The organism is Salinibacterium amurskyense (assembly GCF_002797685.1).
In the GTDB taxonomy this organism is placed as follows: Bacteria; Actinomycetota; Actinomycetes; order Actinomycetales; family Microbacteriaceae; genus Rhodoglobus; species Rhodoglobus amurskyensis.
Window position 1 is genome coordinate 1725129 of record NZ_PGFH01000001.1, and the last position, 12244, is coordinate 1737372.

Here is a 12244-nt window from a genome sequence, read left to right on the forward strand (position 1 = left end):
TTTTCTTCCTTTCTCGGCGACTACGAAGTCGCTCGAGGCTTGGTGGTGCCGGGGGTTCGTTTCTCAAGAACAACGACCGCAATGGCGCCTTCGATAGCCATCACGGAAATTCTTTTGCCCACTGGGATCGTGGAGGGGGCTGAACCGTCACCGATGCGTGCGGTCCAGGTTTCCCCGTTGTCGAGCTTGACCTCACCGATGCCCTTGGTGAACGAGCCGGTGACGTGGCCGCCGAGTTCGTAGAGCGCCTCGACGTTGCTTTTAGCGGGATCGGCACCTTTTTCGAGGTTCATCAGCAACACGGGGCGGATCGTGAAAATGAGAAGGCCGGCGATGGCCGCCGCCAGAGCGATCTGCACGTACCAAGGCCACCCCAAGAGGTTGGAGCCGAGGCCACCAATGAGCGAGCCGGCCGCAATCATGAGGAAAGTGAACTCAAGAGTGAGCACTTCAACAACGATGAAGAGCACGACGAGGGCCAGCCACAGAATCCACAAGTATTGGGTGAGGTCTACGAGCATTAGCTGGCGCCCTTCATCGTTGCGCTGTTCGACAAATCTTCAATCACGACGCTAGCACTTAGATCACTGCAGAGCGCCGCTTCGACCGCTAAAGTCGTAGCGTGAATAGCGATAATTCGAATCCTCTGGCCGCTCACTCGCTCGATGGCGCTCGCGCGCTCATCACCGGATCTTCGCGGGGGATTGGCGCGGACACCGCCGCCTACTTCGCGCAGGCGGGTGCTCGCGTTGCCGTGAACTACCGCAACAAAGAGGCTCGCGCCCTCAAGTTGGTGGCGCAGCTCAACGAGACCGATGGTTCCGCTATCGCTATCGGTGCCGACCTCACCGACCCCGAAACTGTCTCTGCGCTCTTCGAGACCGTCAAGGAAGAGTTCGGTGGCCTCGAGATTCTGGTGCTCAACGCATCCGGCGGCATGGAAGGCGGCATGGCGGAGGACTACGCCATGCAACTGAACCGCGACGCGCAGGTCAACTTCTTGAAGACCATGATGCCTCTGCTGCACCAAGGTTCGCGCGTCGTATTCGTGACAAGCCACCAGGCACACTTCATTCGCACGGTTGAAACCATGCCCGAGTATGTTCCTGTCGCGCTCAGCAAGCGTGCTGGCGAGGATGCACTGCGCGAACTGATTCCCGAGCTCGAAGCCAAGGGCATCAGCTTTGTTGTCGTCTCAGGCGACATGATCGAGGGCACCATCACAGCAACGCTGTTGCAGCGCGCCAACCCCGGTGCGATTGAGGCCCGCAAGGAGGCCGCCGGCCGCCTGTACAACGTGAGCGAATTCGCCGCCGAGGTTGCCTCTGCCGCGGTCGAGCCCGTGCCGGAAAACAACACCCGCTACGTCGGCGACGTTTCAGACTTTCTCAACAAGTAACGGTCTCCGGATGCCGGTGAACCGGGCCACCAGCCGGGTACTGCTTTTCGACCGCGATAACCGCTTCTTGCTCTTCCTCACGAAGGCGCCTGACACGAGCGGCATCTCACGCTGGCTGACGCCCGGAGGCGGTGTGGATGCGGGGGAGTCTCATCACGAGGCTGCCGTACGCGAGCTTCACGAGGAGACTGGGCTCGAGCTTTCCGCACTGGGTGAGCCCGTGTGGACTCACGATTTTGTCGCCGAGTGGAATCAGGCTGACCACGACACCGGTCATGCCGTGTTCTACGAGACCAGCGTGGACGCCTTCGAGCCGTCGCAGGAGTTCTGGACCGACGACGAGCGCATCGACGTGCTCGAACACCGCTGGTGGACACTCGACGAGCTGGCCGCGACATCCGATCGTTTCGAACCGGCCGAGCTCGTTGATCTCGTTCGGTCCCGCATAGAGAAGAGAAGCCAATGACTCGCCCCTTGCCGGAATACGCTGTCGCCGACCTCGAGTACTTGAACGTGCTCGATTGCGTTCGACTGACCAACGACGACGCGGTGGCGTTAGGTCTATTCGCCATTCAGGTCATCAAGGAGTGGGATCTTAATCTTGCAGTCGAGATCGCACTCGGTTCAGACGTGGTGTTCAAGGCAAAGCTCAAGGACACAAACGCCGAGAACGATTCCTGGCTTGCGGGTAAGGCTGCTGCTGCCGTGCGGTTCGAAGAGCCGTCGCTGCTGATCAAACTCCGCCACCTTGCGGCTGGCGCGCCATTTGAGGATCGCACCGACGTGGATCACGACCGCGTGAAAGCTCACGGTGGGTCCATACCTTTGCGAGTGGGCGGCAAGGTCGTCGGCACGCTCACAATGTCGGGGGAGCCGGATGCCCTTGATCATGAGGCAGCAGCGGAAGCGCTCGCTCGGTTTCTCGATAGTCGGCGACATCTTTTCTAGGCGACAGAAGTTGACATATCCTCTAGTAATGGGTGTATTCTCGAGATAGCAGCCACCGCACACTGTTTCACTGCCAACGTGAGCGAGCGCTACACCGAGACAGGGGAGTGGCATGAGTTCACCACTGATTCGCCTTGGCATCGCCGCGGCCATGATCAGCCTTGGCGCTCTCGCGGGGTGCACTTCGGCCGACCTCAACATCGTCGGAAGTGACTCGCGAGAGTTGGAAGTCGAGGACAGCACCGGCGGCAGCGATAGCCGCAGCGAGGCTCACGTTATGTCAGAAAGCCAGATTCTGGTCGAATTTGACATTCAGGATGAGAAAGTACTGGCTCAGAACTCACACCTGAGCGAATCAATCGACATGACTGCATTCACGCCGAAAACTGGCCGAGTCGCCATTTATTCAGACTGCATCGGTCCGGGACGACTCACGATTGCACTCGGCGACGGCACTGAAACGTCGCGTGAGTGCCGCACGAGCGCTGAAGATGCTGTTCACAGAGACGACCTGGTGATCGATGCGTCGGGACGCTATTCAGTTTCCATTTCCACAACCAACGAGCAGCCGTGGGCTGTGACAGTGACCGAGTTGCCGCCAGACTAGCCAGCGGAGCCCTCGAGGTCACCAGCTACCCTCAGCCCCTCTCGTCGCCACGGTTGGTATCCGATAATGCACATTATGTCAGCTTGTAAATGAAACGGCCCCTCACTACAGCTCATCCCACAGTAAGCACTGGAGGCTACAAACTATGGACTTCGTTATCGCCGTCGTTCTTGTCGGCGTTTTTCTCTACATACTCCACGGCGTCATCCGCAGTGCCGTTCGTGATGGCATCCTGATGGCTGACGAGGAACGCGCATCCACCAACACACTCCACTCTGAATAGTTCTCAGAGCTGTTACACAAAAGGAGCAGGCGGCCGATTCGACCGCCCACTCCCCTGCATCGTTATGAGAGCTCGAGGCTCAACGACTTAGTACTTGTATGACTGTCCGCCGTCGATGGGTAGGACGGTTGCGTTGACATAGCTTGCGTCATCGCTCAGCAGGAACGCGACGACTGCAGCAATCTCGGGCGCTTCGCCGAAACGCTTCGTGGGGTTGCCCTGAATGAACTGATCAGCGGCGCCACGAGGGTTCTCAGCATCCAACTGCTTCATGGAGTTTTCGACCATGGGCGTCCAAATGGCGCCAGGTGCGATGGCGTTGATGCGGATGCCGTGCTCCGCGTATTCAATGCCTGAGTTGCGAGTGAGGCCCACAACGCCGTGCTTGGCCGCTGCGTAGCCGGACTGGTTTCCGATTCCGCGGATGCCGCCAACACTGGCCGTGTTCACGACCATGCCGGATCCTTGCTCGCGCATGATCTTGAGAACCTTTTCGAGACCCAAGAAAACACCGCGGAGGTTGATGGCGACGACCTTGTCGAATTCGTCTGCGGAGAAGTTCTCGGTGAGGTTCTGCTTGCCTTCGATGCCGGCGTTGTTGAAGAAGCCATCGATGCGCTCAAAGCGAGCGATTGTCTCCGCTACGTAACGGTCGACATCCTCTTCCTTGGAAACGTCGGCGACGACCGTCAATACCTCGGCGCCGGGTGCAGCCTCAGCGACGGCCTTCACTGAGTCAGCCAAGCCAGCCTCGGAGACGTCGACGAGCGACAGTTTCGCGCCCTCCGAAGCGAGACGAACGGCAGCGGCGCGGCCGAGGCCGGATCCCCCACCAGTGATGAGAACTACGCGGTCTGAGAAGCGATTCATGAGTAACCTTTCGAGTGGTTGCGTCGCTCGCGGTTGAATTGAGCGACGATGGTTCATCGAACTTTTGTGCCCGACTTACCGATAGGCCTCGAAAAGTCAGTCGCGGCAAATCGAGCTTTATACAAGTTTGACTATACATTTCGATTCTGGATGTCGCCTCAGTGTTCGCTGGCCGACTCGCACCCTCTCCCCCGGAACCAGTCATAGAACCATCCGCTAGTATCAGCGGCGCTCGCGTTCAGCAGCCGCGCAGCCTGGATCTTCTAGGGGGCTCTTGCCATGATCACTCGTTCGACAACGTCACGCACGACACTCGCTCTTGCGCTGAGCGGTGTTCTTATCCTCAGCGCCTGTGCGTCTGGCACCACCGACTCCGAGGCCCCCGCGGTCGCAACGCCCGGCTCTGAGCCGACCACCGCAGCCTCCGCCATCGACATCCCCGATGAGTGGCCGGGAATCATCGATGTCACCGCAATTCCTCTCGGCGACGACAAAACCTCCACCTCCCCCGCCGTCGATTACCTGTATTCGTGCAAGACAGATTTCAGCGGGCGCGGGCCGGTAAACGGCGGGCCCTGGATCGATTACGACAACGGCACGTGGGATTCGACGACCAAGGCGATCGTCGAGGGCGAAGTGTCGTGGCCTCAAGCCTTCTATAGCGAAGAAGTCAGTCACGACATTCGCACCATTGTGACGGCCAATCTGCCCACCGAGCAGATGACCGGCACCTTCCCTATCGCGGACACTGATCCGGCGAAAGAGTTCGACCGCAACCCCAACGAGATTGACGAGAAGGTTGTCGAGCTCACCTTGAACGTTGATCCCAAGGTGGCTACTGAGCCAAGCTGCGTAGACATGGGTGCGGTTGGAGTGCTCAAGAATGGCGTGTACCTCTATAACGCGGTGGATGCTTCGGGCGGGGACGCGGTGGCGCACGAGACGCAAGACCTCTGCGACGGGCATCCGGATGGCGGAGATTATTACCACTACCACGGCGTGCCGTCGTGCCTCTTGGATGCCGCCCCTGAGACCGGATCAACCCTCGTCGGCTACGCCCTCGACGGTTTCGGAATCTACGTCGAGCGCGACTCCGCGGGAAACCTGCCCACCAACGCTGACCTCGACGAATGCCACGGCCGCACCAGTACCGTGCTCTTCGACGGTGTCGAGCAGGAGATGTACCATTACAGCGCCACGCTCGAGTTCCCCTTTACCGTCGGATGCTACGCCGGGGACCCTGCGCCCGTGCCGTCGCACGAGCACTGAGCAGCGGCCGCGCACGTGGGTGACATCGACGGCATCCGGGTATCGCGCGTATCAGGAGCATCTGCTGGCGCTTCAGGCAATCATCGATCAGGGATGAACAACTGAAATGCGCCCAGTTAGCCTCCGAGGGCCGGCGACCTCACTACTCGGCCCCGCGCGCCCGCGGCTCGGAGGGCTTTCACAATCTTTGTCTAATAGTTTTAGTGAGCACATCTGTTCCCTGCCCAAGCACCCGATGACAGGACCACCTGAATGCCACCCCGCGACTCGCAATCCTCCGCCAACTCATCCGCCGGCAAAGATCTCACGGTGAAACAGCAGCGCGATGCGCGCCGGGCGGAAAAAGTCGCCGCGATGAAGAAAAAACACGCTGCGGAGAAACGCCACCGGATGATCGGAATCGTCCTTGGCATTGTTGCCGCGGTCGGGGCGCTGGCGCTCGTCATCGTGTTGGTCGTGACGAACGGAACCCCGCGCACGAGTCCCGAGGCAATTGAAATCGAGGGACTTCAGAATTATCCGAACATCACCGCCGGCCATGTCACCGGGGCGGTTGAATACGAACAGAGTCCCCCTGTCGGCGGTGAGCACGCCGCGGTCTGGCTGAATTGCGGCGTCTACACGGAGCCTGTTCCCAACGAAAATGCCGTGCACGCTCTTGAGCATGGAGCCGTCTGGGTTACGTACAATCCGGAGCTAGTGTCCGGCGACGAACTCGAAGAGTTGCAAGGCACCGTGCCGTCGACGTATTCGGTACTGTCGCCCGTCGTTGATCTTCAATCTCCCGTCGTCATCTCCGCCTGGGCCAACCAGGTTGAACTTGATGGAGTCGACGATCCACGGATGCAGGACTTCGTCGATAAGTTCTGGCAGGGCGGCGATGCACCAGAGATCGGCGCTTCGTGCTCCGGAGGTATCGACGGCGGCGGACGCATCGCATGACCGACGGCGACAGCGGATCGCCACGCCACTCTTGGCTCCGTTTAAGCGCCATGGCTCTCGCAGCGATTCTGCTGGTTGGAGTTGGTGTTCTCGTCGGGCAGAAGTTGCTGCCGGCTGAATCCTCAGATCCCTTGACGACGAGTGCCGAAGCCGGTTTCGCGCGCGATATGCAAACGCACCATCTGCAGGCTGTCGACATGTCGATGATCATTCTGGAAAAGAGTGAGAATCAAGCCATACGAACCTTGGCCTATGACATTGCCACGGCGCAGGGCCAGCAAGCGGGTCAAATGTTCGCGTGGCTCATCATGTGGAATTTGCCGCAAGCGTCCAGCGAACCCCCAATGACCTGGATGATGGATGACGGCGAGCACGACTCGCACGGCACTTCGGATTCCGACTCCTCGACCGCGATGACGATGCCTGGGCTGGCTACCTACGATCAGATGGAAGCGCTCAGAGCGAGCACCACCGATGCTGACGCCATGTTTCTTGAGCTCATGATTGCCCACCATGCGGGCGGTGTTGACATGGCCGAAGGCCTTCTCGAGCGCTCGACGAACAATGTCGTGACGTCGCTGGCCGAGGGAATGGTTGCCGTGCAAATGAGTGAGATTACCTACATGAATGAGTTGCTCGAAGGTCTAGAGGAATAGAGCTCAGACTCCACGGCGACGAAACAGCACCCACGCGCTCGCTAGGCTGCCGGCCGCCCACAGAAACAGCACTGCCATCTGCGCGCCGGGTGGAGGCTGCAAAATGTTGCCAAACTGAAACCACGGCCAATCTATATTTGGATCGAGGGTTTCAGCGGCTTCGCGCCCCGACGGAAATATTCGGCCAATGTTGGTGAGCCACACAAGCGGGGTGTCGACGGTGACGCGCTCCATTTGGCTCGTCAGCGTCGACACGACGACGAATATCGTCGCCAGAGCGAAAAGTGCGCCGGAGGGCGACCGAGCGATCATGCCGACGCCGCACCCGAGTGCCGCGACTAACCCGAGCGCGATCGTTCCTTTTCCGATAGAGATCCACACGATGCTCGCTGACAACGTGGCGGGAAAACCTTGATCCTGCTGAATCGGTGTCGCCACTATCGCGGCCAGCAGTAACCCGATTGCCCCCGCTGTCATCGCCGAGGTGACGGCAACCCCTGTTTTCGCCGCGAGCACCCATCCGCGCAACGGTATTGCTGATAGAGCGGGGCGGATGTTGCCCGTAGCAAAATCTGAGGTGGCGATCGCGGCCCCCAGAGCTGCGATCAAGAACTGGCTCAGAGCTAACCCACCAGTTATCGCGGTCATTTGCTCGTAAAAGGTTTGCGCAGCCAAATCCCACGCAGTAATTGGCGCCACCAGAATGTCGGCAGCATTTCTGGTGCCAGCCCAGCGCCACGCCATGAAAACCATTGAACCCGCACTCAATGCCAGCAGCCACCGCGATGACGGCAGGCTAAACGCCTTCAGACCTTCGGATCGAACTACTCCCATGAAATTCAATCCACGGGCGGAGCTCTCTACGCCCATCGCCCGCCGCGAGACTCGCGACTGACGGCCAATGCGCGAGACTTCCAGATGCACTGACCGTCGCACGAAGATTGCAACTGCGGCTGCTAGGAGGAGCACTGATCCGGAGGCGAGCACCGCGAATCCCGTCAACGGCTCCAGCTCCGACGCGGACGTCCCTTCCAATACGAATGGCTCTGCCGGTGATCGCGTAGTGAGCGCTTGGAGCGCGCTGGCGGGGAGCAACTCGACGAACCGCGGCACCCAATTCCCCCCGAGATAGAAGAGTGTGCTCGGCATCAACAAGATAATCCCGACAAAGACGATTGAGGCAGAAACCGCTGATCGAGCGAGCGCGCCAAACGCAAGGCCCAGCACCGCGAAGCATGCAGCGCCCGCGACGACGCTGAGCAACAACTCAGCCGAACGATCGAGGCTGGCCAGGGTGTAACCGCGCGACGTCAACGTGATGGACGACATCCAGCCAGCGACAGCCGTCCCCGCCGCCACGGTAAGCGCGGAGAGACCCATGGCCGGCAACGTCTTCGCCAAGAGGAGCGATACGCGCGAGGGCACGGCAGCCAACGACGCCGCCAAAGAATCATCTGTGTACTCCGACGTTATGGCGATGAGACCCAGAGTCGCGGATAACACCGCCAGCGGTAACGCACTCACCGATATCGATTCGAAGAGCGCTGAGGTGCCATCGGCGTCCAGATCGGTGCCCACAACCAGTGGCACGAACAGCACGCGCACTGTCGCCAGCACAACCGGCAGGAGAAACATCAGCACCACGATGAGACGCGGCGCGCGAAGAGACCAGAGCTTGACTGACTCCGAACGAACAACACCCCAAGCCTGAGTGAGCCTCTTAGTCTCGACTCCGCGTGCAACCGCGGAACTCACTTCTCCGATCCCTGCCGGTATTCGACACTCGAATCGGTGAGCTGACGATACGTTTCTTCGAGGGATTCCACCTGAGTGCGAAGCTCAATAAGCGGGATGTTCAGCCGAGCCGCCAGTACTCCGACGTCTTCGGCAGTCGAACCCACGATGACCAACGTGTCGTGCTCCTCGGCAACGCTTGCGCCAGATACAACGAGCGGCTCGATCAACTCGCGCACGTTACGGCCACGCACGACGACGCGTTCTGCGCCTTGTAATCGCGCGAGGTCCGACAGCGGAGAATCCGCGAGCACCTTCCCGCGCCCGACAATGACGACGTGGTCAGTGGTGAGTGCAACCTCGCTAATCAGATGGGATGAAAGCAGCACTGTGCGTCCCTCCGCCGCAAAGTCGCGCACCAGCTCCCGAAACCACATCACACCATCAGGATCTAGACCGTTGACGGGCTCATCAAACACAAATACGTCGGGATCGCCCAGCATGGAGGCTGCGATTCCGAGGCGTTGCCGCATCCCCAACGAATAGTCTCCCACTCGACGAGAGGCCACAACGCTGAGCCCCACCTCTTCGAGCACGAATTCGACTCGCTCGTTAGATATCCCATGAGTGAGGGCAAGCGCCCGCAGGTGATCGAAGCCGGAGCGCCCCGGATGCGCGTTGCGAGCATCCAACAGTGCGCCCACCTGAAACAGCGGATTTTTTATCTTCCGATAGGTCCGGCCCCCGACGAGAGCCTCCCCCGAACTCGCCGTTTCGAGGCCAAGCAAGATGCGCATCGTCGTGGTTTTTCCTGACCCGTTCGGCCCGAGGAACCCGGTGACGCGCCCGGGCTCAGCAGTGAAGCTCAGGTCGTCGAGCGCACGCTTGTCGCCAAACCGCTTCGAGAGGTTGCGAAACTCAATCAAGTCAACTCCACATATTGATGGATCATCATGTTAGGTTGCCACGCGCTTCCGCTGAGCACCAGATTTCGCTGCCAATTAGCTGCGTTATCGCAATAATGGTCACTAGCGTCCGCGATTTCGCAGTGCCGCGACATCCGCACCACCAGGGAGGCACCCACCATGGCCAGCACGAGCAACCCCGACTCCCCCAGCGCCCACATGGCGGATAGCCACGACCTCATACGGGTACGCGGCGCTCGCGAGAACAATCTCACCGACGTGAGCGTCGACATTCCGAAGCGCCGGCTCACGGTCTTCACAGGTGTCTCCGGCTCGGGCAAAAGTTCCCTGGTCTTTGGCACCATCGCCGCCGAGTCGCAGCGGATGATCAACGAGACCTACAGTGCGTTCCTTCAGGGCTTCATGCCTTCGCTCGCACGCCCCGACGTCGACGTGCTCGAGGGTCTCACGACTGCGATCATCGTCGACCAAGAACGCATGGGTTCCAATGCCCGCTCGACAGTCGGCACCGCCACCGATGCCAACGCCATGCTGCGTATCGTGTTTAGCCGCCTCGGTGACCCGCATGTGGGATCACCGCAAGCCTTCTCCTTCAACGTGGCCTCCATCTCCGGCGCCGGTGCGGTCACCTTTGAAAAGGCCGGCGTCACGACCAAGGAGCGTCGCGAGTTCAGCATCACCGGCGGCATGTGTCCCACGTGCGAAGGTCGTGGCACCGTCAACGACATCGATCTCACGCAGCTCTACGACGACAGCAAGTCGCTCGCCGAGGGCGCGCTGACCATCCCCAACTACACCGCCGATGGCTGGATGGTGCGCATTTTCACCGAGTCAGGCTTCCTCGACCCCAATAAGCCCATCAAGAAGTACACCAAGACTGAGCTGCATGACTTTCTCTACAAAGAGCCAGTCAAGGTCAAGATGCAGTCGATCAACATGACCTACGAAGGATTGATCCCGAAAATTCAGAAGTCGATGCTGTCGAAAGACCGCGAGGCGATGCAGCCCCATATCCGCGCGTTTGTCGATCGGGCCGTCACGTTCACGGCCTGCGCCGATTGCGGAGGCACTCGACTCAATGAGGGTGCCCGAGCATCCAAAGTCGCGGGAATCAATATTGCGGATGCCTGCGCCATGCAGATCAGTGACCTCGCCGCGTGGGTGCGCGGGCTGAAAGAACCGTCGGTCGCCCCGCTGCTCGAAGCCCTGCAGCAGACCCTCGACTCCTTCGTGGAGATCGGGCTCGGCTACCTCTCGCTCGATCGCCCGGCCGGCACGCTCTCCGGCGGTGAAGCGCAGCGCACCAAGATGATCCGTCACCTGAGTTCGTCTCTCACCGACATCACGTACGTCTTCGATGAGCCAACCATCGGCCTCCACCCGCACGATATTCAGCGAATGAACGAGCTGCTGTTCCGGCTGCGCGACAAGGGAAACACCGTTCTCGTGGTTGAGCACAAGCCGGAAACAATCTCGATTGCCGACCATATTGTCGACCTCGGGCCAGGCGCCGGAACTGAGGGCGGCCAGATTTGCTTCGAGGGCAGTTTCGACGAGCTGCGCCAGAGCGACACGGTCACCGGCCACCACATTGACGACCGCGTCTCGGTCAAAGACACCGTGCGCTCCCCCAGTGGTGTCATGGAAATTCGCGGCGCCGCTACCCACAACCTCAAGAACGTCGACGTTGATATCCCGCTGGGCACTCTCGTGGTGGTGACGGGGGTCGCTGGTTCCGGCAAGAGCTCCCTCATTCACGGCTCGGTCGTCCCGCGTGAGGGCGTCGTGTCGGTGGATCAAGCCGCTATCAAAGGCTCACGCCGCAGCAATCCCGCCACCTACACCGGATTGCTCGAGCCCATTCGCAAGGCGTTCGCCAAAGCCAACGGTGTCAAGCCCGCTCTGTTCAGCGCGAACTCCGAAGGCGCCTGCCCCAATTGCAACGGCGCCGGTGTGACTTATACCGACCTCGGTGTCATGGCGACCGTCTCAACGCCCTGCGAGGTCTGCGAGGGGAAACGTTTCATGGCCTCGGTCTTGGAGTACAAGCTTGGAGGAAAGGACATCAGCGAGGTTCTCGGGATGTCCGTTGCCGAGGCCGAAGCGTTCTTCGGCGAAGGCGAGGCACGCACTCCCGCGGCCCACGCCATCCTCGACCGGCTCGTTGATGTCGGGCTGGGCTACCTGCGTCTCGGCCAACCGCTCCCCACGCTCTCGGGTGGAGAACGGCAACGCCTCAAGCTCGCCACCCAGATGGCCGACAAAGGCGACGTCTATGTGTTGGATGAACCAACCACGGGTCTGCACTTGGCCGATGTTGAGCGGCTCCTCGGCCTTCTCGATCGGCTCGTCGATTCGGGAAAATCCGTCATTGTCGTCGAGCACCATCAGGCAGTCATGGCCCATGCAGACTGGATCATCGATCTCGGTCCCGGCGCTGGAAACGACGGCGGCTCGATCGTCTTCGAAGGCACTCCGGCAGATCTCGTCGCGGCTAAGTCAACGCTCACGGGGGAGCATCTTGCGCAGTACGTTGCGTCGGCGCGCTAGACCACCACAACCCTGTTCGAGCGCCCCGCACAACCACCCCGTAGGGTTGCACCAACCACT

Annotated in this window: 13 protein-coding genes; 9 read left to right on the top strand and 4 right to left on the bottom strand. The window is 60.3% G+C overall.

Features of this window, described 5'->3' with window-relative positions:
- Nucleotides 1-20: 20 nt before the first annotated feature.
- Nucleotides 21-521 carry an NfeD family protein gene (locus tag CLV85_RS08220; RefSeq protein ID WP_100389045.1) on the bottom strand — a complete coding sequence of 167 codons (501 nt, stop codon included), beginning with the start codon at nt 519-521 and terminating at the stop codon, nt 21-23.
- Between the two features lie 101 nt (nt 522-622).
- On the opposite strand from CLV85_RS08220, the gene CLV85_RS08225 reads away from it, so the two are divergent.
- The 5 genes from CLV85_RS08225 (at nt 623) to CLV85_RS13425 (ending at nt 3237) form a co-directional block, all read left to right on the top strand.
- Complete coding sequence (locus CLV85_RS08225) at nt 623-1399, top strand: SDR family oxidoreductase (RefSeq protein WP_100389046.1); 777 nt, start codon at nt 623-625, stop codon at nt 1397-1399.
- 10 nt (nt 1400-1409) lie between these two features.
- The gene (locus CLV85_RS08230; RefSeq protein WP_100389047.1) at nt 1410-1865 is read left to right on the top strand and encodes an NUDIX hydrolase; all 456 of its coding nucleotides are present in this window, start codon (nt 1410-1412) and stop codon (nt 1863-1865) included.
- Nucleotides 1862-2347, top strand: a complete 486-nt coding sequence (locus tag CLV85_RS08235) for a heme-binding protein (protein ID WP_100389048.1) — start codon at nt 1862-1864, stop codon at nt 2345-2347. Before CLV85_RS08230 ends, CLV85_RS08235 begins: the two co-directional genes overlap by 4 nt.
- Nucleotides 2348-2459: 112 nt before the next feature.
- Complete coding sequence (locus CLV85_RS08240; protein ID WP_100389049.1) at nt 2460-2954, top strand: hypothetical protein; 495 nt, start codon at nt 2460-2462, stop codon at nt 2952-2954.
- 145 nt (nt 2955-3099) lie between these two features.
- A complete protein-coding gene (locus CLV85_RS13425; protein ID WP_169925795.1) occupies nt 3100-3237 on the top strand; it encodes a hypothetical protein in 138 nt (45 codons plus the stop codon).
- Between the two features lie 87 nt (nt 3238-3324).
- On the opposite strand, the gene CLV85_RS08245 is transcribed toward CLV85_RS13425, so the two are convergent.
- Nucleotides 3325-4107 (bottom strand): SDR family oxidoreductase, encoded by a 783-nt coding sequence (locus CLV85_RS08245; RefSeq protein ID WP_100389050.1) that lies wholly within the window; start codon nt 4105-4107, stop codon nt 3325-3327.
- Nucleotides 4108-4386: 279 nt separating this feature from the next.
- On the opposite strand from CLV85_RS08245, the gene CLV85_RS08250 reads away from it, so the two are divergent.
- The 3 genes from CLV85_RS08250 to CLV85_RS08265 all read left to right on the top strand — a co-directional run bounded on the left by CLV85_RS08250 (nt 4387) and on the right by CLV85_RS08265 (nt 6974).
- Nucleotides 4387-5376 carry a YHYH protein gene (locus CLV85_RS08250; protein WP_100389051.1) on the top strand — a complete coding sequence of 330 codons (990 nt, stop codon included), beginning with the start codon at nt 4387-4389 and terminating at the stop codon, nt 5374-5376.
- Nucleotides 5377-5685: 309 nt separating this feature from the next.
- Nucleotides 5686-6318, top strand: coding sequence for a DUF3105 domain-containing protein (locus CLV85_RS08260; protein WP_229820218.1), 633 nt, complete (start codon nt 5686-5688; stop codon nt 6316-6318).
- A complete protein-coding gene (locus CLV85_RS08265) occupies nt 6315-6974 on the top strand; it encodes a DUF305 domain-containing protein (protein WP_205030343.1) in 660 nt (219 codons plus the stop codon). Before CLV85_RS08260 ends, CLV85_RS08265 begins: the two co-directional genes overlap by 4 nt.
- Nucleotides 6975-6977: 3 nt before the next feature.
- Here CLV85_RS08265 and CLV85_RS08270 read toward each other — a convergent pair whose 3' ends face one another.
- Nucleotides 6978-8729, bottom strand: coding sequence for a hypothetical protein (locus CLV85_RS08270; RefSeq protein WP_100389054.1), 1752 nt, complete (start codon nt 8727-8729; stop codon nt 6978-6980).
- Nucleotides 8726-9634 (bottom strand): ATP-binding cassette domain-containing protein, encoded by a 909-nt coding sequence (locus CLV85_RS08275; protein WP_169925796.1) that lies wholly within the window; start codon nt 9632-9634, stop codon nt 8726-8728. Before CLV85_RS08275 ends, CLV85_RS08270 begins: the two co-directional genes overlap by 4 nt.
- 159 nt (nt 9635-9793) lie before the next feature.
- On the opposite strand from CLV85_RS08275, the gene CLV85_RS08280 reads away from it, so the two are divergent.
- The gene (locus CLV85_RS08280) at nt 9794-12184 is read left to right on the top strand and encodes an ATP-binding cassette domain-containing protein (protein WP_100389055.1); all 2391 of its coding nucleotides are present in this window, start codon (nt 9794-9796) and stop codon (nt 12182-12184) included.
- Nucleotides 12185-12244: the final 60 nt, after the last annotated feature.